The organism is Inquilinus ginsengisoli, assembly GCF_050434925.1.
GTDB classification, from domain to species: domain Bacteria; phylum Pseudomonadota; class Alphaproteobacteria; order DSM-16000; family Inquilinaceae; genus Inquilinus; species Inquilinus ginsengisoli_B.
The window spans coordinates 5079726-5100767 of record NZ_JBNDJK010000001.1 but is presented as its reverse complement, the minus strand read 5'-3'; the positions used below and the strand labels follow the sequence as shown (position 1 = coordinate 5100767).

Sequence of the window (21042 nt, the reverse complement as noted above, 5' to 3'; positions counted from 1 at the left end):
ATTCCGCGCGCTACCGGCGCGGGACGGCCGGATCCAATCCTTTGACGGTGTCGAGCCCGATCGCGCCGGTCAGGATCGCCTGGCCGAAATCCGCCCCGGTGGCGTCGGCGCCGGTGAGATCCGCCCCGGTGAGGTCGGCGCCGGAGAAGTCGACATGCAGCAGGCTGGCCCCGGTGAAGCGCGCCCCCTGCAGCCTGGCGAAGCGGAACCAGGCGCGCCCGAGATCGGCCCGGGTGAAGTTGGCGCCCTCCAGCCTGGCGCTCGAGAAGTCGGCCCGCATGATCCCCATCGACTGGTTGCGCATGTCGACCGCCAGCCTGGCGTCGGTGAAGTCGGCCCCGCGCAGGTCGAAGCCGCCGAAGCGGGCGATCACCCGCGCCCCGACGAACCTGGTGCGGAGGAAGACCGGGGCCTCGGCCGCGTTGGTCTGCATGCCCGAGGCCACGACCAGCCCCTGGACATTCGCGCCGGACAGGTCGGCCTCGGTGAGGTTCGCGCGGATCACCCAGGCGAGGCCCAGATTGGCGCCGGTCAGGTCGGCCCCGGTCAGGTTGCTGTCCTCGAATTTGGCCGCGAACAGATCGGCCCCAGCGAAGTTCGCCCCCGAGAGGTCGAGCCTGCTGAGATCGACCTTCTGCAGCGACTTGCCGGAGAAATCGGCCGGCGCGGCCGGGGAGGCGCGGGACAGCGTCGCGATCACCTGGTCCCGCGTCAGATCGGCGCTCCACCCCGGCGCGGCCAGGGCGACGAACAGCAGCGCCAGGACGATCCGTCCGCAGAACACCATGCCCCTCCCTGGCCGGCCGGTCACATCACGGCCGACAGCTTACACCCGATAGTACCGCTCGGCCCGCTTCTGGGCCCGCGCCGCCGCTTCCTCCGGCGTGCGCTGGCCGGTGGCGGCCTCGGCGACCATGTTGACGACGATGTAGTCCGCCATCGCCGCCGCCGACGCATAGCCCAACGGGCCGGCATAGCCGTTCGGGCGCAGCCGCTCCGATGCGCCGGCATAGGCGGCGTGGTTCGGGTCGGCCTTCCAGATCGGGTGGTCGGCATAGCCCTTCAGCGGCTGGCAGCAATAGCCGCTGGCCTGCTCCATCCAGGGGAAGAACTGCTCCTTCTCCCACATGAAGCGCAGGTACTCCTTCGCCGCGTTCGGGTACTTGGTGTAGTTGAACACGATCGCCGAGGTGGTCTGGCACAGCTCGACCGGCTTGCCGACCGGGCCGACTGGCAGCTGGACGCAGCGGATGTCCTTGGACATCTCCTTGAGGTTGGCGTCGTTCTTGGCCGCGTAGTACAGCGACACGCCGTTCGCGGTCAGGCTGACCTCGCCGGACAGGAAGGCCCGGTTGTTGTTGCTGTCGAGCCAGGCCTCGGTGCCGGGGATGAAGGTCTTGTACAGCTCGGCCGCATATTTCAGACCGGCGATCGTCTCCGGGCTGTTGATGACGACGTTGCCCTGCTCGTCGACCATCTTGCCGCCATGGCTCCACATGATCCAATGGCCGAAATTGTTGCCGTCGCCGACTGCGTTGCCGAGGGTGAAGCCGGCCGGATGGCCGTTCTCCTTCAGCTTGCGGCACAGCGCCAGAAAGCCGTCGGTGTCCTTCGGGAACTCGGCGAAGCCGGCTTCCTTGACCCAGCTCTCGCGGTAGCAGATGGCGTTGCCGATCGCCGCCAGCGGCAGGCCGATGAACTTGCCGTCGCGCTGCGCGTAGCCCTGCAGGCCCTCGTACCAGCCGCCATACTTGTTGCCGAGATAGTTGGCCAGCTCGGAGACGTCGAGCAGCTTGTCGGGATAGAGCTGGGCGTCGTCGAACCAGACCAGCACGATGTCGGGCCCGCTGCCGACATTGGCGGCGACCGCCGCCTTCGGCCGGATGTCCTCCCAGCCCTCGCTGTCGACCCGCACCGGGACGCCGTATTTGTCGCTGAACGCCTTGGTGTTGGCCAGCCACTGGGTCTCGTCGCCCTGGACGAACTTGGCCCAGCGCAGCACCCGCAGCGTCGCGCCCGATTCCGGGGTGTAGGACAGGTCCTGGGCATAGGCCGGGCGGACCAGTCCGGAGGTGCCGAGCGCGCCGGCAGCGGCGAGCCCCGCCCCGGTCTTCAGAACGTCACGCCGCGTGAAATCAGCCATGTTTCCTCTCCCGTCTGTCTTTGCTTGAAAATCGTGTCTGAAAGCCGCCGCCGTCACAGGCGGCGTTCGGTCTCCGCGTCGAACAGGTGGATGCGCGCCGCGTCGGGCAGCAGCCGGATGGTGTCGCCGGGGCCGAAGCTCTGGCGCTCGTTGAACATGGCGCAGATCTCCTGCCCCGCCATGCGGCCATAGACGAAGGTGTCGTCGCCGGTCGGCTCCATCACCTCGACCTCCGTCGGCAGCCCGGATCCGTCGGCGGCGACGCGCAGATGCGACGGCCGCACGCCGTAGCGCACCCGCTTCCCGGCCTCGACCTTCGCCCCCGCCGGCAACGGCAGCAGCGTGCCGTCGCCGGCGCGGACGCCGCCATCGGCCACGGTGCCGTCGATGAAGTTCATCGCCGGCGAGCCGATGAAGCCGGCGACGAAGACATTGGCCGGATGGTCGTAGAGATGCAGCGGCGCGCCCGACTGCTCGACCCGCCCGTCGCGCATCACCACGATCTGGTCGGCCATGGTCATGGCCTCGACCTGGTCATGGGTGACGTAGATCGAGGTGGTCTTCAGCCGCTGGTGCAGCAGCTTGATCTCGGTGCGCATCTGCACCCGCAGCTTGGCGTCGAGATTCGACAGCGGCTCATCGAACAGGAACACGGCGGGATCGCGGACGATGGCGCGGCCCATGGCGACGCGCTGGCGCTGGCCGCCGGACAGCTGGCGCGGATAGCGGTCGAGCAGCGCCGACAGGCCGAGGATGGCGGCGGCGTCGCCGACCAGCCGGTCGATCTCGGCCTTGTCGGTCTTGGCCAGCATCAGGGCGAAGGCCATGTTGTCCCGCACCGTCATGTGCGGGTAGAGCGCGTAGTTCTGGAACACCATGGCGATGTCCCGCTCCTTCGGCGCGACATCGTTGATGCGGCGGCCGGAAATGGAGATGTCGCCGCCGGTGATCCGCTCCAGCCCCGCGATCATGCGCAGCAGGGTGGACTTGCCGCAGCCGGAGGGGCCGACCAGCGCCACGAATTCGTGGTCGCCGATCTCGATATCGACGCCATGGATGATCGGAACGGTGCCGAAGCTCTTGGTGACACCACGGATCGAGACCGAGGCCATTCCCCCTCCCTATTGAGCGATGCCGGAAGCGTCCTGGCCGCCGATCGTTGCCGCAGAGGGTAGCGGATGGCCCGGCTCGGTCAAACGGTTTTGGCGGTTTGATCGTACAAATTTGTTACCGGTATCAGTCAGCCACCCAAAACTGTCATGCCCGGGCTTGACCCGGGCATCCAGAGGCTGTCGACATCTTCTGGATTGCCGGGTCGAGCCCGGCAATGACAGGAAGGGGTTAGTGACGGCTGGGCAGGAAGTCTTCGATATAGTCCTCGACCACCCGGTCGATGCTCTCGTCGATCGGCAGGCCCAGCGCCTTGGCGCGGTCCCAGGAGGCGTCGGTGGCCCAGCCGTCGACGATCGCCTGGATCACCGGGTCGGGCTTGGTGGTGATCGGCCCCAGCTTGATCTGGTACTTCTCGGCCACGCGCTTCACCGCGGCCACCATGTCCTCGACCGTGTAGGCGCGGCTGGGCAGGTTGACGGCGCGGTCGTCACCCAGCGCCGCGGCCGGGGCCTCGTGCAGGCCGATGAAGCTGGCGACGCAGTTGCGGTAGCCCAGCATCGGCAGCTGCGCCCGGGTCACCGGCAGCACGCATTCGACGCCGTTCAGCGGCTCACGGAACACGCCGGAGCAGAAGCTGGAGGCGGCGGAATTGGCCTTGCCCGGGCGGACGAAGATGGTCGGCAGGCGGGCCGAGCGGCCGTCGAAGAAGCCCTTGCGGCTGTAGTCGTTGATCAGCAGCTCGCAGATCGTCTTGGTGACGCCATAGGTGGTCTGGCTGGTCTGCTTGGTGGCGTCGGTCACCGTCTTCGGCATCACCGAGCCGCCGAACACGGCGATCGAGCTGGCGGCGACCAGGCGCTGCGCCCCGCCCTGCCGCGCCCGCAGCGCCTCGAACACGTTCAGACCGCCGTCGAGATTGACCCGGAGCGCCAAGTCGAAATCCTTCTCGCCGCCGCCCGACAGGATCGAGGCGAGGTGGAACACCGAGATGTCGTCGCGGTCGACCAGGCCGGTGACGGTGGCGCGGTCGGAGATGTCGCCGGTGACGATCGACACCCGGTCGTCGAGCCCGTCCGGACGCTGGTCCGGCGCCGCCATGTCGAACAGGGTGATCGCGTCGATCGGCTCCTGCTGGCCGGAGATGCCGGTCAGCGTGCCCCGCTTCAGCAGCGCCCGGGCGAGATTCAGCCCGACGAAACCGAGACCACCGGTGATGACGACCTTCATCCTGCGTTTCCCCTGAACCCGCCGCCGTCGAGCGGCGGCCGTATTGTACGACTTAAATGGTTTAGGCCGGCCTCGCCCCGACGGCAAGAAAAAGGGGCGCCCGGCCGGGGCGCCCCATGGTCGAAGCCGGGAACGTCAGGCCTGCTTGACCTTGGCGACGGCGACGCCGGCGGTCTCGCCGACCGCCTGCTCGGCGGCCGCGATCTCGGCCTGGCGCTGGCGGATGATGTCGCCGATGGGCGGGCCCTTGAACCGCTCCCGCTCCATGCCGAACCAGACCGCGGCGGTGACGACCAGGAAGCCGAGCGTGATCCACAGCGCCTTGTCGTTCGGCGGCTGCACCCCGATGACGAAGATCAGGATCACCGACAACACGCACAGCAGCGCCACCAGCCGGTAGGCGCCGCCCAGCGTCCATGGCCCCATCTGGGTCCAGCTCCGGCCATAGGCGATGGCGCCGAGCGCGATCGGCAGGCCGTAGGAGATGAACAGGAAGATCACCGTCACCGACACCACCGTCGTATAGACCGGTGTGTAGACGGTGAAGATCACGGCCAGGATGGCGCCGGTCCAGATCGCCGCGACCGGGGTGCGGAAGGTCGGGCTGACCTTGCGCAGCGAGGCCGAGGCCGGCAGGCCGCCGTCGCGGGCGAAGGCGAAGATCATCCGCGACACCGAGGTCACCGTAGCCAGGCCGCACAGATACTGGCTGATGGCGATGCCGACATAGAGCACGAACTTCAGCCCGGCCGGCAGCACCGTGTCCGAGGTCCAGAAGAACACGTTCCAGCCCTGGGCCGCGGCCTCGTCCATGCTCGGGATCGCCAGCACGAAGGCGACCAGCATGGCGTAGCCGAAGACGGCGGACAGCACCACCGAACGCACCATCGACCGCGGCACGTTGTAGGAGGCCCGCACCGTCTCCTCCGAGGTGTGGGCCGAGGCGTCGAAGCCGGTGATCGTGTAGATCGGCAGCAGCAGGCCCAGCAGGAACACCATCAGCACGCTGCTGTGCAGCGGCCAGACGTCGCCGCCGGCCGGGCCGCTGTAATTGGTGAAGGTCCACAGCCGCGAGATGTCGATCGCCGGCGCATAGGCCAGGAAGGCGATGGTCAGCGCAATCGCGACCAGGAAGATCAGGTAGCCGCTGAGGTCGGTCAGCAGGGTGGTGACCCGGATGCCGAGATGGTTCAGCAGCGCCTGGCTGCCGGTCAGCAGCGCCAGGAAGATCACCTGATGCCAGAACGTGCCCTCGAGGCCGAGCTGGGCGCCGAAGGCGCCGACCACGAACAGGAAGGTGCCGACATTGATCGCGCCGAGCACGGTGATCAGGCCGAGCAGGTTGAACCAGGCCGTGACCCAGCCGAGCGCCCGTCCGCCCAGGATCGAGCCCCAATGGTAGAGCCCGCCGGCGGTCGGATAGGCCGAGGCGATCTGGCCCATGCCGAGGGCGAAGACCAGGGAGACGAGGCAGCCGAGCGGCCAGCCGATGCCGATCGCGGCGCCGCCGACGCCGCCGATCGCCTGCCCGAGCGAATTGATGCCGCCGGACAGGATGCAGATGATCGAAAAGGAAATGGCGAAGTTGGAGAAGCCGCTCATCCGCCGCAGCAGCTCCTGGGCATAGCCCATGCCGTGCAGGATCTTCACGTCCTCCGCAATGTCGTGCTCGCCGCCCGAACGATGACCGTCCTGGGACATGATGTGCACCCCCTGTTTGCCGGTTCCGGACTGCTTCTTGGAGCGCTCCCCGCCGCGAACCGGGCAGGATATGGGCCGGCCCGGATTCGGCAGAAACTGTCTCACCGAACCACAGGCCCGGCAAGCATGTTGCGCAGCCGGACGGTCCCCGCGGCCGACGAGGGACCGGCGTCACTTGCCGCCGCTTCGCTCGGCATGCTCTGAATAGATCCGCGTCGACCCGCCGGAGAAGCCAAGCGGCGGGCGACAGGAAACGGGAGACTTCGAACCTATGGCGCAACCGACATCCCGGGCCGCGGCCCCCCGCTCTGCCGCGCCCGCGGCCCGCTTCACCGCCGACGATGCCCGCAAGCTGGTCCAGGAGGGCGGCTACAACCACGTCAAGGTGGCGCTGACCGATGTCGACGGCATCCTGCGCGGCAAGTACATGTCGCGGGAGAAGTTCCTCTCGTCGCTGGAGAAGGGCTTCGCCTTCTGCGACGTGATCGTCGGCTGGGACAGCCACGACCAGCTTTACGACAACGCCCGCTACACCGGCTGGCACACCGCCTATCCGGACGCGCCGGTGCGCGTCCTGCCGGAGACGATGCGCCGCCTGCCCTTCGAGAACGACCTGCCCTTCTTCCTGTGCGAATTGGCCGACCAGGCCGAGGCGGTGTGCCCGCGCGCGCTGCTGCGCCGGATGCTGGACAAGGCCGCCGACATGGGCTTCGGCCTGAAGGCGGCCTTCGAATACGAGTTCTTCCTGTTCGACGAGACGCCGCATTCGGTGCGCGAGAAGCACTACCGCAACCTGACCAGCCTGACGCCGGGCTTCTTCGGCTATTCGGTGCTGCGCAACACGGTATGGTCGGATCTGTACCACGAGCTGCTCGGCACCATGCAGGCGCTGGACTGCGAGATCGAGGGGCTGCACACCGAGACCGGGCCGGGCGTGCTGGAGGCGGCGATCGCGGTCGATGAGGGCCTGGCCGCCGCCGACAAGGCGACACTGTTCCGCACCTTCACCAAGGTGATCGCCCAGCGCAACAATCTGATGGCCACCTTCATGTCGAAGTGGTCGAACGAGGTGCCGGGGCAGAGCGGCCACATCCACATGTCGATGGTCGACGGCAAGGGCAAGCCGGTCTTCCACGACCCGAAGGACCCGCACGGGATGAGCGCTGTCATGCGCCATTTCGTGGCCGGCCAGCAGGCGCTGATGCCGGAGTTCCTGGCCATGATCGCGCAGACCGTGAACGCCTATTCCCGGCTGGTCCCCGGCTTCTGGGCGCCGACCTCGGCGACCTGGGGGGTCGAGAACCGGACCACGGCGCTGCGCGTGATCCAGGGCGGGCCGAAGAGCCAGCGGGTCGAGTTCCGCATCGCCGCCGCCGACGCCAACCCCTACATCGTCCTGGCCGCGGCGCTGGGCGCCGGGCTGTGGGGCATCGAGCGCAAGTTGGAGCTGGGCGAGCCGGTGAAGGGCAACGCCTACGCGAAGACCTTCCCGAAAAAGTCGGAGCTGCCGCGCACGCTGTGGGACGCAGCGCAGCGGCTGCGCGCGTCGAAACCCGCGCGCAGCCTGTTCGGCGACGACTGGGTGGAGCATTTTGCCGCGACCCGCGAATGGGAGGAGCGCGAATTCCGCAAGCACATCACCGATTGGGAACTGGCACGGTACTTCGAGATCATCTGATCCGGAGCCTGATGCCAGTCGTGTAACCCCTCCCCGTCATTGCGAGGAGGCGAAGCCGACGAAGCAATCCAGAGTCGCTCGCACGGCCCTGGATCGCTTCGCCTTCGACTCGCGATGACGGAGTGGGACGGCCCGGCATGCCAACAGAGAGGGATGTTCCATGGATCTCGGCCTGACCGGAAAGACCGTGCTGGTGACCGGCGGATCGAAAGGCATCGGGCTGGCCTGCGCCCGCGCCTTCCTGGCCGAGGGCGCCAGGGTCGCCATCGTCTCGCGCGCCCAGGCCAATCTCGACCGCGCCGCGGCCGGGCTGCCCGGTGTCATCGCCATCGCCGCCGACCTGACCGACGCGGCGGCGGCGTTGTCGGCGGTGGAGGCGGCGGAGCGCGCGCTCGGCCCGATCGACATGCTGGTCAACTCGGCCGGCGCCGCCCGGCGCACGCCGGCGGAGGAGCTGAGCCCGGCCGCCTACAAGGCGGCGATGGACGCCAAGTTCTTCTCCTACATCAACGTCATCGACCCGGTGGTGAAGCGCATGGCCGCACGCGGCACCGGCGTCGTGGTCAACGTCATCGGCAATGGCGGCAAGGTGCCCTCGACGGTCCACATCGCCGGCGGCGCCGCCAACGCGGCGCTGATGCTGGCCACGGCCGGCCTCGCCCTCGCCTATGCCGGCAAGGGAATCCGCGTCGTCGGCCTCAATCCCGGCCTGACCGAGACCGAGCGGGTGGCCGAAGGGCTGCAGGCTGAGACCCGGCTGCACGGCATCACCCTGGAGGAGGCGCGGCAGCGCGCGGTGTCACGCATCCCGCTCGGCCGCGGGGCGCAGCCGGAGGAGATCGCCGACGCCGTGCTGTTCCTGGCCTCGGCCAAGGCGGCCTACATCACCGGCGTCAACATCAGCATGGATGGGCTGCAGAGCCCCGTGATCGTCTGAGACCGTGCGCCAATGCTACTGGCGCGGCCGTCTGATGGCGGTTTCTCCGCTTCCGGTGCTCACGGACTATAATGTCCGCTGCGCGCCGGTTCTCGAAACCACCGCCAGCCGACTCACGCCAGCGCATTCTCACACGGTCTCGGAGGTGCTCCCGCAATGGTGACGAACGCCGCGTCCAGGGCATCCGGGGTATCGGTCCAGGGGCTGGGGCTGCTGGTCGCGACCAGCCTGATGTGGGGCTTCAACTGGCCGTTGGTGAAATACCTGGTGGCGGTGCTGCCGCCCTTCTCGATCCGGGCGGCGAGCGGCCTGATCGGCACCGCCCTGGTGCTGGCGATCGCCCTGGCGCGCCGCGAATCCCTGGTGCCGCGGCGCGGGCAATGGGGCCGGCTGTGCCTGGCCGCCTCACTCAACGTCACCGCCTGGATGGCGCTGACCACGCTGTCGCTGCTGTGGCTGCGGGCATCGGAGACGACGATCCTGGCCTACACCCTGCCGATCTGGGCCGCCATCCTGGCCTGGCCGCTGCTGGGTGAGCGGCCGACGATGCGCCGCGGCATCGGACTGGTGATGGGCTTGGCCGGCATCGTGCTGCTGGTGGCGCACGGCACGCCGGGCGAGGCCGATATCGCCGCCAAACTGCCCGGCGTGGCCTTCGCACTGGCCGGGTCGATGCTGTTCGCGCTCGGCACCGTGCTGGCCAAGCGGGCGCCAGTGGCGATGCCGCCGACCGCTTTGGTGGCCTGGCAGACCGGGCTCGGCCTGCTGCCGCTGCTGCTGGCCTGGTGGCTGCTGGAGGAGCCGGATTTCGCCGCGCTCGATGCCAGCCACTGGGCGGCGCTGGTCTATGGCGGCGCTTTGGCCTTCGGACTCGCCTATGTCTCCTGGTTCGCTGCCCTGCGCCGGTTGCCGGCCTCCGTCGCGACCATCGGGGCACTGCTGACGCCGGTGGTCGGCGTCCTCGCCTCGGTGGTGCTGCTAGATGATCCGTTCGGCCTGCGCGAGGCCAGCGCCCTGGCCCTCACCCTCGGCGGCGTCGCCCTCGCGACCTTCGCGCGGTGACCTATCCGCTCACCCATGCGCCGGCGCCGTTCCCTTCGAGGCCGAGCGTGTCAGGACGATCGCGACCGCGGCTGAAACCAGCACCAGCCCCATCACATAGAACGCGTCCGAAAAGGCCAGGATCAGCGACTGCTGCGCCACCAGCTTGCCGAGCAGAATCTCGCCCTGGTGGTAGGACCGGACCGCGTCGGGCACGCCATGGGTCTGGAAATAGTGCTGCATCCGGGTCAGGAAGGACTGGTCGGTCAGGCCGAACGGCGTCACCGACTGGCCGATGATGTTCGAATGGAACTGCTCGCGGTTGGTGATGACGGTCGCCAGCGCCGCTGTCCCTATCGCGCCGCCCAGGTTGCGCAGCATGTTGAACAGACCCGAGGCGGCGGCGGAGTCGGCCGGCAGGATCTGCGCCATGGCGATGCCGGTCAGCGGCGTCAGCAGGATGGCCTGGCCGAGCGCCCGGACGAGATTGGTGAGCACGAATTGCGGCCCGGCGTCGTCGAAGCTGAGATGGGTGTTCATGAAGCAGCTGAGCGCGAAAATGGAGAGGCCGACGCAGACCAGGACGCGCGCGTCGATGCGCTTCAGCAGCGCCGGGACGAAGGGGATGATCAGCAGCTGCGGCAGCCCCGACGAGGCCAGCACCAGGCCGATCTGCTGCGCGTCATAGCCCTGGACCTCGTCGAGATAGGCCGGAAGGACGTAGACGGAGCCGAACAGCGCGAAGCCGACCATGATGTTGGCGAAGGTGCCGAGGCCGAAATTGCGCGTCGCCAGCAGCCGCAGACGGACGGCGGGGGCCCCGCCCTTCAGCTCGATCCACACGAAGGCGGTGAGCAGGACCACCGTGGCGATGGCGAGATGCACGATGGTCGGCGAGTCGAACCAGCCGTCCTGGTTGCCCTCGTCGAGCATGGTCTGCAGGCAGGCCAGACCGGCGGCCATGGTGGCGATGCCCCACCAGTCGCCCTCCTTCAGCAGGCTGAGCCGCATCGGCTCGCGCTCGAGCGTCGGGAATAGCATGCCAAGCATCAGGCTGCCGGGGATCAGGTTGACGAAGAAGATCCAAGGCCAGCCGAACTGGTCGGTCAGGTAGCCGCCGACCGTCGGCCCGATCGCCGGCCCGAAGGTGGCGGTCATCGCGAAGGCGGCCAGGCCGACCGGCCGCTGCGCCGGCGGCAGCTTGGTCAGCACCATGGTGAAGGCCATCGGGATCATCACCCCGGCGGTGAAGCCCTGCAGGGCGCGGGTGACGATCATGGTGCCGAGATTGCCGGCGAAGGCGCAGGCGGCCGAGAAGATCAGGAACAGCGTGACATTGGTCAGCAGGAAGCGGCGGAAGCCGAAGACCCGGCTGAGATAATCCGTCAGCGGGATCATGATGATCTCGCCGATCAGGTAGGAGGTGGAGATCCAGGTGCCGTTGTCGGTGCCGGTGCCGATGCCGCCCTCGATGTCCGGCAGCGAGGAATTGACGATCTGGACGTCGAGCACCGCGATCAGCGCGCCGAGCATGCAGCCGCAGACCGAGACCCAGGTCCGCAGCGATGCGCGCTCCGGGCCGGGGGTGTTGGCCGCCGCGCTCATGGCCGCAGCGCCCCGGCCGGCGCGACATCGTGGGTGTCGATGGTGGGGATGACCGACATGCCGGGACGCAGCCGGCCGGCGAGCGGGTCGTTCGGATCGATCCGGATCTTCACCGGGATGCGCTGGACGATCTTGGTGAAGTTGCCGGTGGCATTATCCGGCGGCAGCAGTGCGAATTCCTGGCCGCTGGCCGGCGCGACGCTGTCGACGAAGCCGTGCACGGTGATGCCGGAGAAGGTGTCGACCGACAGCGTGACCGGCTGGCCGGGCCGCACCCCGGCCAGCTGCGTCTCCTCAAAGTTCGCCACCACATAGGTCCTGGCCAGCGGCACCACCGACAGCAGCTGGGTGCCCGGCTCGACATACTGGCCTTCACGTACGGTGCGGTCGCCGACCATGCCGTCCACGGGCGCGGTGATGGTGGTGTAGCCGAGATCGATCTGGACTTGCAGCAGCATCGCCTGGTTCTGCGCCAACGTCGCCTTGGCCTCCGCCAGCTCGGCCGTCAGCGTCGCGACTTGCTTCTGCGCCGCGTCGAGGCCGGCTTCGTCCTTGGCGACCGTCGCCTGGGAATCGGCCGTCTGGGCCTGGGCCTGCTGGGCGTTCTGGACCGACCCGAAGCCCTCATGCGCCAGCGTGCCGAAGCGCTGGTTGTTCTGCTGGGCGTAGATCTCCGATGCCTTGTCGGCGTCGATCGTCGCCTGCGCCTCGGCGATCACCGCCTGCTGCTGCGCGATCTGCGCCTCGTCGGTGGCGATGGCGGCCTGCGCCTGCTGCACCCCGGCCTGCGCCTTGGCGACCGCTGCGCGGTACTCGCTCTGGTCGATGATTGCCAGCACCTGCCCCGCCTTGACCTGCTGGTTGTCATCGACGAACAGCGAGGCGACGGTGCCGGCCACCTGCGGCGCGACCGCCACCACGTCGGCCTGCACATAGGCGTCGTCGGTCGAGACCTCGAAGCGCCATTGCGTCCAGTATGTCCAACCGGCATATCCGCCGCCGCCGAGCACGGCCGCGATCAGGATTGCAGGCGCCACCCGACGGAGCAGGCTGCGCCGCCTCGCCGGCGCATGAGCCGCGCCGACCGCGACCGGCAGGTTGGCCTGTGGCTGGTTCAGCTCGGCCGTGTCGATGCTGATTGCGGCGACGGTCATGGATACCTCCTGCGCCCTGGGACGGTTGAGACCGGCACAAGATGGGCGAGGGACCGGTACGGACCTATTCCACTGTCGTCCGGCGCCTGCAGACGTTTCGTTGGCGGGTGATAGACCTAGGTATTGGGCCGCCGGGGCCCGAGTTGGTGCGGGACGCTGGTCTGCCGCCGTGGTGCCGGCCCGGCTGGCCCCTCCGGACAGCGCGAGATTCGCCTCGTGGATTCCGAGGCAAGATTTTTCGGAATAGGGCCTGCTCCTCGATCGTCTCTCTGCTGGGGGGTGCGAGAGCTCCCTTCCACCACTGGACCCCTCGGCCCCGCCCCCTCCGGCGGGGCTCTTTTTGCGGACTCTAGGCCAGCGCCTCGGCATAGGGGGCGACGGCGCGGGCCTGGCGCAGGGTCGTCCCCCACCAGCGCAGCGCCTTCAGCATGACGGCCATCGCGGCGGTGGTCTGCTCCGGCTCGACCAGCCGGCCGGCGGCATCGAAGCGGCGCGGGGCGAAGGCCAGGCTGACCGTGTCGCGCAGGGTCACCACATGCAGCTCGGCGAAGACCAGGCGCAGCTGCTCCACCGCCCGCAGCCCGCCGGAGATGCCACCATAGCTGACGAAGGCCACCGGCTTGGCCTGCCATTCGGCATAGGCGCAGTCGATCATGAACTTCAGCACCGCCGGATAGGCGTGGTTGTATTCCGGCGTGACCACGACAAAGGCGTCGGCCCGGTCGATGCGCTCGCGGAAGGCGGCGACGCCCTCCCCGTCTCGCCGCCCGCTCCAGTCCGGCAGGCCGAGCGTGCGTGGATCGATCGGGTCGAGCGCGAAACCGCCGGCCCGCTCGATCTCCCCGGCCGCCCAGCCGGCGACGGTGTCGCAGAACCGGCCGTCGCGAACGCTGCCATAGATCAGGCCGATGCGGAGTTGGTCCATGATGTGCCCCTCGATGGTGATGAGTCGGGACACGCTACAAGTTCAAGTAAGGTTTAGGTCTAGCATCAATTTGCCCAGCGCCGACCGGTCGGGCTCGGAGCGTTTGTTGTTCCCGCTCAGATTGGTCCGGCAGCCTTTGTCGTTGTAGGATTTGGGACAGGCACTCTTCGGATTTGATCCAATCGATTGCGGACGAACAAATGCTCAGGATTCTCTCTTTCTTGGCCTTGGCCTGGATTGTCCTGCCGCCCGGCCTCGCCGCTGCGGAATGGACCATCGACCGAGAGTTCAGAGACCCGGTCACCTCGGAGTTGGTCCGGGCCGCAACCGCGACCAACGCCGACGGTATCTCGATCCGCATCTACAGGGCGAAGGACCAGCGGGTCGTCGGGTTCTATTCGCTTCCCGACTCGTCTCTCGATCGGCTGCCGGGGAGCGGCCGGATCCTGGTCATGCGCCCCGGCGACAAGGATTCGGCCGAGATCAGCATCGATCCGAAGAGGCCAGACCCCGTCGACACCGCATGGGCGAGCGGGCTTTGGGTCCGCGAGGTCCTGTGGCATGGGGAAGGACGATCGCCGACGACCGGAACATTGAGGGATATTCTCGATTCCGATCGGCTCACCCTCCAGTTCTATACGGACACCGGAAGCAAGATCGATTCCGTGATCGATCTCAAGGGAGCCAGAGCTGCGATCAGCGGAGCGCTTGGAATCGATGCGGTCGCGGATCCAAAGGCCATCGCCGAGGACAGGCTGCGCACGCAGCTCGCCCTGGCAGCGGGGCGGCGATGCCCAGCCCAGGCGAACATGGACGCGTGCGTGGCCGCTTTCACCGCGTGCGCAGACTACATCGTCAACATGGTCGATGAATCCGGCTTTCGGGCCTGTCTGCGGGCAAAGGGCTATCCCCTTCCTTGAGACCCACCCTGCCGACGGACGCCCTACCCCTTCACCCGCTCCATCCGCGGATCGTACAGTGGATCGAGATGCAAGCGGCACGGCACCCGCTCCGTCGCGACCTCCAGCTCGTAGGTGCTGGCCAGCAGCGCCTCGCGGTCCAGGCCGGACGGGTCGCGGACATAGCCGAGGCCGATCGGCTTGCCCACCGTATGGCCGAAGCCGCCGCTGGACAGCCAGCCGGCTGGCTTGCCGTCGCGCAGGATGGTCTCACGGCCCAGCAGCACCACCGAGGGGTCGTCGACCGTGACGGTGGCCAGGATCTTCTTGAGCCGCTGGCCCCGCTGCGCCTCCAGCGCCTCACGCCCCTGGAAGGGGATGGCGGATTTCAGCTTCACCGCCCAGCCGAGCCCGGCCTCGAGCGGCGTGTGGTCCGGCCCGATGTCGCTGCCCCAGGCGCGGTAACCCTTCTCCAGCCGCAGCGTCTCGATCGCGCGGTAGCCGGCATTGGCGATGCCGAACCCAGCCCCCGCCGCCATCACGGCCTCGTAGACCCCGACCGCGAATTCGGTCGGGATGTGCAGCTCCCAGCCCAGCTCGCCGACATAGGTGATGCGCAGCGCCAGCACCGGGGCGCCGGCCACGGCGAGCTGCTTCACCCGGCCGAAGGGGAAGGCGGCGTTGAAGACGTCGTCGCGGGTCAGCACCTGCAGCACGTCCCTCGCCTTCGGCCCCATCAGGCTGAGCACGGCAGTGGCCGAGGTGACGTCGACCAGATGCGCGTCGGCGCCCGCCGGAATGTTGCGTGCGATCCAGTCGAAATCGTGGGTGGCGAAGCCGGTGCCGGTGGTGATGTGAAAGCGGTCCGGCGCCAGCCGGGCGACGGTCAGGTCGCATTCGATGCCGCCGCGGCCGTTCAGCATCTGGGTGTAGGTCAGCGTGCCCGGCGGCCGCGACACGTCGTTGGCGCAGATCCAGGACAAGGCCGCCTCGGCATCCCGGCCGACCAAAGCGAATTTGGCGAAGGAGGACTGGTCGAACACGGTCACCGCCTCGCGCGTCGCCCGGTGCTCGCGCGCCACCGCCTCGAACCAGCTCGGCCGGCCGAAGCCCGGGATCTCCTTCGCCGCCTCGCCTTCCGCCGCGAACCAGTTCGGCCGCTCCCAGCCCAGCTTCTCGCCGAAGCAGGCGCCTTGCGCCTTCAGCCGGTCATACAGCGGCGACCGGCGCAGCGGCCGGGCGCTGGCATGCTCCTCGTTCGGCCAGGCGATGGTGTAGTGCTTGCCGTACAGCTCCAGCGTCCGTTTGCGCACCCAGTCGACATCGGCCTGGGCCCGGCCGAAGCGGCGGATGTCGACCGGCCACAGATCGTAGGGCGGCTCGCCGCCGGCGATCCATTCCGCCAGCGCCTTGCCGGCGCCGCCGCCCGAGGCGATGCCGAAGGCGTTGAAGCCGGCGCCGACATAGAAGCCGCGCAGCTCCGGCGCCTCGCCGAGGATGAAGTTGCCGTCCGGGGTGAAGCTCTCCGGCCCGGCGATCAGCTCCTTCACCCCGGCCGTCTCCAGCGCCGGCACCCGGCCCATCGCCAGCTCGACGATCTGCTGGAAATGGTCCCAGTTCGGCTGCAGCAGCTGGAAATTGAAGCCTTCGGGGATGCCGTCGACGGCCCAGGCGATCGGGTTGGGCTCGTAGCCGCCCATCACCAGCCCGCCGACCTCCTCCTTCCAATAGGTCAGCCGGTCCGGGTCGCGCAGGGTCGGCAGGGTGCGGGTCACGCCTTCGATCGGCTCGGTCACCATGTACTGGTGCTCGACCGACACCAGCGGCACGTTGACCCCGGCCATGCGGCCGAGCTCGCGGGCCCATTGCCCGGCGCAGTTCACCGCCGCCTCGCAGGCGATGCGGCCGCGGCTGGTCACGACCGCCGTCACCCGCCCGTCCCTGGTCTCGATGCCGGTGACCTCGGTGTCCTCCCAGATCGCCACGCCGGCCATGCGCGCGCCCTTGGCCAGGGACTGGGTGATGTCGGACGGGTTGGCCTGGCCGTCGGTCGGCAGGAAGGCGGCGCCGACCAGGTCGTCGACCCGCATCGGCGGCCACAGGTCCTGCGCCTCCTGCGGCGACAACAGGTGCATCTCCAGCCCGAAGCTGCGGGCGGTGGTGGCCTGGCGCTTCAGCTCGGTCCAGCGCGCCTCGGTGCAGGCCAGACGCAGCCCGCCATTCATCTTCCAGCCGGTGGCCAGGCCGGTCTCGCGCTCCAGCTCGGTGTAGAGCCGCACCGAATGGCCGAGCAGCTGGGTGATGTTGGCGCTGGAGCGCAGCTGCCCGACCAGGCCGGCGGCGTGGAAGGTGGAGCCGGAGGTCAGCTTGTGCCGCTCGATCACCACCGTGTCGGCCCAGCCCAGCCGAGCCAGGTGATAGGCGGTCGAGACCCCGACGATGCCGCCGCCGATGACCACGGCGCGGGCCTGGGTGGGAAAGGCGTTCATCTCACATCCTCTGGAAATCGTCCCAGGCGCCCTCGAAGCGCCGCAGGTTCTCGTCGGTGTAGGCGGCGTAGTCGAAGTCCAGCGTCGAATGGATCTCCGACACCATGCTCCACAGCGTCTCGCGCAGCAGCGACGCCGCCTTCATCGCGGCGTAGCGCCGGTGCAGATCGGCCGAGGCGGGCGTGCCGAAATAGCTTTCCAGCATCGCCGCCTCCTCCGCCGGCGAGAAGCCGTTGTTCGAGGCCAGGCCGCCGAGGTCGAAGAGCGGGCTGTTGAAACCGGCATAGTCCCAGTCGACCAGCCACAGCCGCCGGCCGTCATCGATGAAGTTCGCGGCCAGCAGGTCGTTGTGGCCCAGCACCAGCTCGACCGGCCCCACCGCCGCCTCCAGCTGCGTGGCGCGGCCCAGCAACCCGGCCAGCTCCGCCGCCGGCCGCCGCCCCGCCAGGGCATGGGCGTAGTCGCGCACGACATGGAACACCCAGAAGGCCAGGACCGGGCCGCGCAGATGGGCCGGCATCTCGTGATGCACGCGCCGCACCAGCTCCAGCACCCGTGGGGCCTGCTGCCGTACCCGCTCCGGCGTCAGCGTCTCGCCCTCGACGAAGCGGGTCACCAGGATGCCCGGCGCGGCATGCTCGACCTCGGGCGAGATGCCGGCAGACGCGGCGGCGCGGCTGGCCGCCAGCTCGTTGAAGCGCAGGATGTGGTGGTGCGGGATGTCGGCGCCCAGCCGCACGACATGGGTCCCGGCAGCGTCCTCGACCCGGTAGTTGCGATTGGTCAGCCCTCCGGCCAGCGGGGCGATGGTTACGCGCCCGCTCCAGCAGCCCAGCCCGGCAATGATGTCCGACGCCTCCGGCATTCCCGCCTCCCCGCCGACACGATAGGGCAATTCGCGGGACCGAGGGAACGGCGCAGCAGGCCGGTGCTAGCGCGACGACCGCGCGGCGACGCCCGCGACCAAATCCTCGACGATCTCCTGCAGCTCCGCCGGCGTCGCGCCGTCGCGGGCCTGGATCGAGATGCCCTGCATCACGGCCGCCAGGTGCCGGGCGAGACGGCGCCCCTCCTCCGCATCGGCAAAGGGCTGCAGGGCCTGTGCGATCCGCTCGCGCATGGCGTCGCGCCGGGCGGCCAGGTCGCGGGCCAGCGCGACATGCTCGGGATGGCAGGTGATCATCCCGCTGGAGACCATGCAGCTGCGCTCGCGATCGGGATGGGTGACGGCCCGGACCGCCGCCTCGAGCAGCCGCCGCACCGCCTCCACCAGCGAGCCGGCCGAACCGACGGGCGTCATGTCGAGCGAGCCGAGGCTCTCCTCGTAGCGGCTCAGCGCCTCCTGGTAGAGACCGGCCTTGCTGCCGAAGGCCGAATAGAGGCTCGGCGGCGCGATGCCGATCGCCTTGGTCAGGTCGCCGATCGACACCCCTTCATAGCCGTGCCGCCAGAACAGCCGCATGGCGGTCTCGACCGCTCTGTCGCGGTCGAAGCTCCATGGCCGCCCGCCACGCGATTTCGCATCCGGTTCCATATCGACCACTAAACAACATCTTGACGGCCGGCGTCAAACAAGTTGATTAGTGATCGATAAACAACATGGATGACACTCTGATGGATCACTCACGACGCAGCTTCCTGGCCGGCGCGGCCGGCCTCGCCGCCCTCGTGGTTCACGCCAGGCTTGGATTCGCGGCTCCACAGGCGCGGGAGACCTTCTCCGTCCGATCCTCGGATGGCACGATGCTGACGGGAGAGGCGCAGGGCGACCCGCAGGCGCCCGAAATCCTGTTCATCCACGGCCTGCGCCAAAGCCGGCTGAGCTGGGACAAACAGTTCGCCGACCCGGCCCTGGCCGGCTTCCGCCTGGTCCGCTTCGACCTGCGCGGCCATGGCGATTCGGACAAGCCGCCCTCACCCGACGCCTATGCGGATGCCGACCGGTGGGCCGACGACGTCGCCGCCGTGGTCGCCGGCGCGAAGCTGCGGCGCCCGATCCTGGTGGGCTGGTCGCTCGGCGGCTTCGTGGCCGGCGCGTATCTGCGGAAATACGGCGGCGCGCAGGTAGCGGGGATTAACCTGGTCGATGCCGTCACCAAGCTGTCGCCCGACCTGCTGACGCCGCTGGCGGGCACCTTCGCCCGCACCACCACCTCGCCCGACCTGGCCGAGCGGACGGCGGAGACGGCGAGCTTCCTCGAGGCCTGCTTCCACAAGCCGCCGACGGACATGGAGCTGCAGCGCATGCTGGTGGTCAACGGCATGACCCCGCGGGCCGTCGGCGAGGGCTTCGTCAGGACGACCACGCCCGATCTCGAACCCGTGTTCCAGGCCTATGCCGGCCCGATTCTGCTGACCCATGGGGCGCATGACCGGCTGGTACGCCTGGCGATGTCGGAGCGGATCAAGGCGATCCACCCGGGAAGCCGCCTCTCGGTCTATGCGGAGAGCGGCCACAGCCCCTTCTATGAGGAGCCGGACCGGTTCGGCCGCGAGCTCGCCGCCTTCGTGACGGCTGGGGGCTGATCTGCGACTTCGGGGCTTGGCCTGTCCCCCAAAAGAAAACAGGCCGCAGCGAACTGCGGCCCGAGTTTAGGGAGGAAACGCCCAAGAAGTGCGTTACGACAGCAGCTCATCACTGCATATCGCACTGCAACATAAGCACGCCGCAACGAGCTTCGCAAGCGAAAAGAGATTAAAAATTGGTCACGCTCGGTTCTGCCCAAAATCTGCCCGATTGCGAGGCAGATGCCAGTGGAATGAGCGCTCACAGCCGCTTGATCAGCCACAACACGAGGTCGTCATCACCGGATCCGAGTCATCCAGCCCACCAGCTTGTCAGGGGACCTGCTGATGATCTGCGCTGCGACCGGTCATCGAAGCGTGCCATCGTAGGACGACGGACCGCCGGCGACTCGGATCGAAGGACGCCGGTCCGTGCAGGAGGAGGCAGCACAATGCAGCGATGGATCGCCGCCGCCGTGGCGGCATGGGCTCTGGCCGCAGCGCCGGCCGTGGCCGCCGAGAAGATCATTCTCGACACCGATTTCAGCACCGCCGGGGATGACGGCCAGGTCCTGATCATGGCCGCGCAGCTCGACCACCAGGGCGTGATCGACCTGCTGGGCGTCACCGTGGTGACCGGCAACAACTGGCTGAAGCAGGAGGTGGCGGACGCGCTGCGCGCGGTCGAGCGCCTGGGCATCGAGGACAAGGTCGGCGTCTATGCCGGCGCCAACCTGCCGCTGGTGCACGACCCGGAGAGCTTTGCGAGCGAGCGCGCCCTCTACGGCTTCGGCGAGAGCTGGGAGACCGCCTTCCACCGGCCGCAGCCCACCGATTCCAACCTGGTGGCGCCGCCGGACGGCTTCGCCAAGAAGGCCAAGCTGCGCGACCAGGACGCGGTCGACTTCATCGTCGACACGGTCAAGGCCAACCCGCATGAGGTGTCGCTGCTGGTGATCGGCCCGGCGACCAACATCGCGCTGGCGGTGCGCAAGAACCCGGAGATCGTGCCGCTGATCAAGCAGATCGTTTACATGGCCGGCGCCTTCGATGTCCGCGGCAACACCACCCCCGCCGCCGAGATGAATGTCTGGATCGATCCCGAGGCGACGCGCATCGTCATGCGCGAGCCGATCCCGCAGGCCATCATCCCGCTCGACGTCACCGACATCACCCAGCTGACCAAGCCCGATTTCGACCGCATCGTCGCCGGCGACGGCCCGATCGCTACGCTGTTCCGGGATACCTGGATGGCGAAGGCGTTCGAGGACCCGAAGGCGACGGTCAACGTGTTCGACACGCTCGCCCTCGCCTATCTGCTCGACCCGAGCTACGCCACCAAGGTCGAGGAACTGTCCGTCGACGTCGACATCGCCTTCGGCCCGGGCTACGGCCGCACCCTCGGCTACTGGCAGGAGCAGCCGACCAGGCTGCTGCAGAAGATCAAGGTGGTGAAGCAGTTCGACAACCGCCGCTTCTTCGACCTCTATGTCGACCTGATGACCCGGCCGGTGCCGATCGCCGCGACGAACTAGAACCGCGCGGCCATGCACGGGACGCGGCCCGGTCCGGGCCGCGATCCCTCTTGGGAAATCCGGGTCGATGGCCGCAAGATGCGCGCCGCA

Annotated in this window: 17 protein-coding genes; 6 read left to right on the top strand and 11 right to left on the bottom strand. The window is 68.5% G+C overall.

Going from position 1 to position 21042, the window contains the following annotated elements:
• Positions 1 to 10 precede the first annotated feature (10 nt).
• The 5 genes from QFZ27_RS24345 to QFZ27_RS24325 all read right to left on the bottom strand — a co-directional run bounded on the left by QFZ27_RS24345 (position 11) and on the right by QFZ27_RS24325 (position 6184).
• On the bottom strand, positions 11 to 787 hold the full coding sequence (locus QFZ27_RS24345) for a pentapeptide repeat-containing protein (protein WP_429229048.1): 777 nt from the start codon (positions 785 to 787) through the stop codon (positions 11 to 13).
• A gap of 39 nt (positions 788 to 826) precedes the next feature.
• Positions 827 to 2143, bottom strand: coding sequence for an ABC transporter substrate-binding protein (locus tag QFZ27_RS24340; RefSeq protein ID WP_429229047.1), 1317 nt, complete (start codon positions 2141 to 2143; stop codon positions 827 to 829).
• Positions 2144 to 2196: 53 nt separating this feature from the next.
• The gene (locus QFZ27_RS24335; RefSeq protein ID WP_429229046.1) at positions 2197 to 3255 is read right to left on the bottom strand and encodes an ABC transporter ATP-binding protein; all 1059 of its coding nucleotides are present in this window, start codon (positions 3253 to 3255) and stop codon (positions 2197 to 2199) included.
• 229 nt (positions 3256 to 3484) lie between these two features.
• A complete protein-coding gene (gene denD, locus QFZ27_RS24330) occupies positions 3485 to 4483 on the bottom strand; it encodes a D-erythronate dehydrogenase (protein WP_429229045.1) in 999 nt (332 codons plus the stop codon).
• A 135-nt stretch (positions 4484 to 4618) separates the two neighbouring features.
• A complete protein-coding gene (locus QFZ27_RS24325) occupies positions 4619 to 6184 on the bottom strand; it encodes an amino acid permease (RefSeq protein ID WP_429229044.1) in 1566 nt (521 codons plus the stop codon).
• A 271-nt stretch (positions 6185 to 6455) separates the two neighbouring features.
• Between QFZ27_RS24325 and QFZ27_RS24320 the strand changes: the two genes are divergently transcribed.
• The 3 genes from QFZ27_RS24320 (at position 6456) to QFZ27_RS24310 (ending at position 9861) form a co-directional block, all read left to right on the top strand.
• Complete coding sequence (locus QFZ27_RS24320) at positions 6456 to 7862, top strand: glutamine synthetase family protein (RefSeq protein WP_429229043.1); 1407 nt, start codon at positions 6456 to 6458, stop codon at positions 7860 to 7862.
• A gap of 160 nt (positions 7863 to 8022) precedes the next feature.
• Positions 8023 to 8799: an SDR family NAD(P)-dependent oxidoreductase gene (locus tag QFZ27_RS24315; protein ID WP_429229042.1), complete on the top strand. Its 777-nt coding sequence runs from the start codon at positions 8023 to 8025 to the stop codon at positions 8797 to 8799.
• Positions 8800 to 8955: 156 nt separating this feature from the next.
• Positions 8956 to 9861 (top strand): DMT family transporter, encoded by a 906-nt coding sequence (locus tag QFZ27_RS24310; protein ID WP_429229041.1) that lies wholly within the window; start codon positions 8956 to 8958, stop codon positions 9859 to 9861.
• 9 nt (positions 9862 to 9870) lie between these two features.
• Here QFZ27_RS24310 and QFZ27_RS24305 read toward each other — a convergent pair whose 3' ends face one another.
• From QFZ27_RS24305 to QFZ27_RS24295, 3 genes are all read right to left on the bottom strand, one after another.
• The gene (locus tag QFZ27_RS24305; RefSeq protein ID WP_429229040.1) at positions 9871 to 11445 is read right to left on the bottom strand and encodes a DHA2 family efflux MFS transporter permease subunit; all 1575 of its coding nucleotides are present in this window, start codon (positions 11443 to 11445) and stop codon (positions 9871 to 9873) included.
• The gene (locus tag QFZ27_RS24300) at positions 11442 to 12599 is read right to left on the bottom strand and encodes an HlyD family secretion protein (RefSeq protein WP_429229039.1); all 1158 of its coding nucleotides are present in this window, start codon (positions 12597 to 12599) and stop codon (positions 11442 to 11444) included. Before QFZ27_RS24300 ends, QFZ27_RS24305 begins: the two co-directional genes overlap by 4 nt.
• A gap of 349 nt (positions 12600 to 12948) precedes the next feature.
• The gene (locus QFZ27_RS24295) at positions 12949 to 13524 is read right to left on the bottom strand and encodes an NADPH-dependent FMN reductase (protein WP_429229038.1); all 576 of its coding nucleotides are present in this window, start codon (positions 13522 to 13524) and stop codon (positions 12949 to 12951) included.
• 200 nt (positions 13525 to 13724) lie between these two features.
• On the opposite strand from QFZ27_RS24295, the gene QFZ27_RS24290 reads away from it, so the two are divergent.
• Positions 13725 to 14444 (top strand): hypothetical protein, encoded by a 720-nt coding sequence (locus QFZ27_RS24290; RefSeq protein ID WP_429229037.1) that lies wholly within the window; start codon positions 13725 to 13727, stop codon positions 14442 to 14444.
• Positions 14445 to 14467: 23 nt separating this feature from the next.
• Here QFZ27_RS24290 and QFZ27_RS24285 read toward each other — a convergent pair whose 3' ends face one another.
• The 3 genes from QFZ27_RS24285 to QFZ27_RS24275 all read right to left on the bottom strand — a co-directional run bounded on the left by QFZ27_RS24285 (position 14468) and on the right by QFZ27_RS24275 (position 18374).
• On the bottom strand, positions 14468 to 16912 hold the full coding sequence (locus QFZ27_RS24285) for a GcvT family protein (RefSeq protein ID WP_429229036.1): 2445 nt from the start codon (positions 16910 to 16912) through the stop codon (positions 14468 to 14470).
• A 1-nt stretch (position 16913) separates the two neighbouring features.
• Positions 16914 to 17777, bottom strand: a complete 864-nt coding sequence (locus QFZ27_RS24280; protein ID WP_429229035.1) for a phosphotransferase — start codon at positions 17775 to 17777, stop codon at positions 16914 to 16916.
• Between the two features lie 66 nt (positions 17778 to 17843).
• Positions 17844 to 18374 carry a TetR/AcrR family transcriptional regulator gene (locus QFZ27_RS24275; RefSeq protein ID WP_429229034.1) on the bottom strand — a complete coding sequence of 177 codons (531 nt, stop codon included), beginning with the start codon at positions 18372 to 18374 and terminating at the stop codon, positions 17844 to 17846.
• 152 nt (positions 18375 to 18526) lie between these two features.
• Between QFZ27_RS24275 and QFZ27_RS24270 the strand changes: the two genes are divergently transcribed.
• Both QFZ27_RS24270 and QFZ27_RS24265 read left to right on the top strand, forming a co-directional pair.
• Positions 18527 to 19438, top strand: coding sequence for an alpha/beta fold hydrolase (locus QFZ27_RS24270; protein ID WP_429229033.1), 912 nt, complete (start codon positions 18527 to 18529; stop codon positions 19436 to 19438).
• A gap of 431 nt (positions 19439 to 19869) precedes the next feature.
• A complete protein-coding gene (locus tag QFZ27_RS24265; RefSeq protein WP_429229032.1) occupies positions 19870 to 20952 on the top strand; it encodes a nucleoside hydrolase in 1083 nt (360 codons plus the stop codon).
• The last annotated feature ends 90 nt before the right edge of the window (positions 20953 to 21042 follow it).

Excerpts from the sequence above, each read along its gene's own strand:
- QFZ27_RS24345 (WP_429229048.1), bottom strand. The coding sequence starts at position 787 with ATGGTGTTCTGCGGACGGATCGTCCTGGCGCTGCTGTTCGTCGCCCTG.
- QFZ27_RS24340 (WP_429229047.1), bottom strand. The coding sequence starts at position 2,143 with ATGGCTGATTTCACGCGGCGTGACGTTCTGAAGACCGGGGCGGGGCTC.
- QFZ27_RS24335 (WP_429229046.1), bottom strand. The coding sequence starts at position 3,255 with ATGGCCTCGGTCTCGATCCGTGGTGTCACCAAGAGCTTCGGCACCGTT.
- denD (WP_429229045.1), bottom strand. The coding sequence starts at position 4,483 with ATGAAGGTCGTCATCACCGGTGGTCTCGGTTTCGTCGGGCTGAATCTC.
- QFZ27_RS24325 (WP_429229044.1), bottom strand. The coding sequence starts at position 6,184 with ATGTCCCAGGACGGTCATCGTTCGGGCGGCGAGCACGACATTGCGGAG.
- QFZ27_RS24320 (WP_429229043.1), top strand. The coding sequence starts at position 6,456 with ATGGCGCAACCGACATCCCGGGCCGCGGCCCCCCGCTCTGCCGCGCCC.
- QFZ27_RS24315 (WP_429229042.1), top strand. The coding sequence starts at position 8,023 with ATGGATCTCGGCCTGACCGGAAAGACCGTGCTGGTGACCGGCGGATCG.
- QFZ27_RS24310 (WP_429229041.1), top strand. The coding sequence starts at position 8,956 with ATGGTGACGAACGCCGCGTCCAGGGCATCCGGGGTATCGGTCCAGGGG.
- QFZ27_RS24305 (WP_429229040.1), bottom strand. The coding sequence starts at position 11,445 with ATGAGCGCGGCGGCCAACACCCCCGGCCCGGAGCGCGCATCGCTGCGG.
- QFZ27_RS24300 (WP_429229039.1), bottom strand. The coding sequence starts at position 12,599 with ATGACCGTCGCCGCAATCAGCATCGACACGGCCGAGCTGAACCAGCCA.
- QFZ27_RS24295 (WP_429229038.1), bottom strand. The coding sequence starts at position 13,524 with ATGGACCAACTCCGCATCGGCCTGATCTATGGCAGCGTTCGCGACGGC.
- QFZ27_RS24290 (WP_429229037.1), top strand. The coding sequence starts at position 13,725 with ATGCTCAGGATTCTCTCTTTCTTGGCCTTGGCCTGGATTGTCCTGCCG.
- QFZ27_RS24285 (WP_429229036.1), bottom strand. The coding sequence starts at position 16,912 with ATGAACGCCTTTCCCACCCAGGCCCGCGCCGTGGTCATCGGCGGCGGC.
- QFZ27_RS24280 (WP_429229035.1), bottom strand. The coding sequence starts at position 17,777 with ATGCCGGAGGCGTCGGACATCATTGCCGGGCTGGGCTGCTGGAGCGGG.
- QFZ27_RS24275 (WP_429229034.1), bottom strand. The coding sequence starts at position 18,374 with ATGCGGCTGTTCTGGCGGCACGGCTATGAAGGGGTGTCGATCGGCGAC.
- QFZ27_RS24270 (WP_429229033.1), top strand. The coding sequence starts at position 18,527 with ATGGATCACTCACGACGCAGCTTCCTGGCCGGCGCGGCCGGCCTCGCC.
- QFZ27_RS24265 (WP_429229032.1), top strand. The coding sequence starts at position 19,870 with ATGCAGCGATGGATCGCCGCCGCCGTGGCGGCATGGGCTCTGGCCGCA.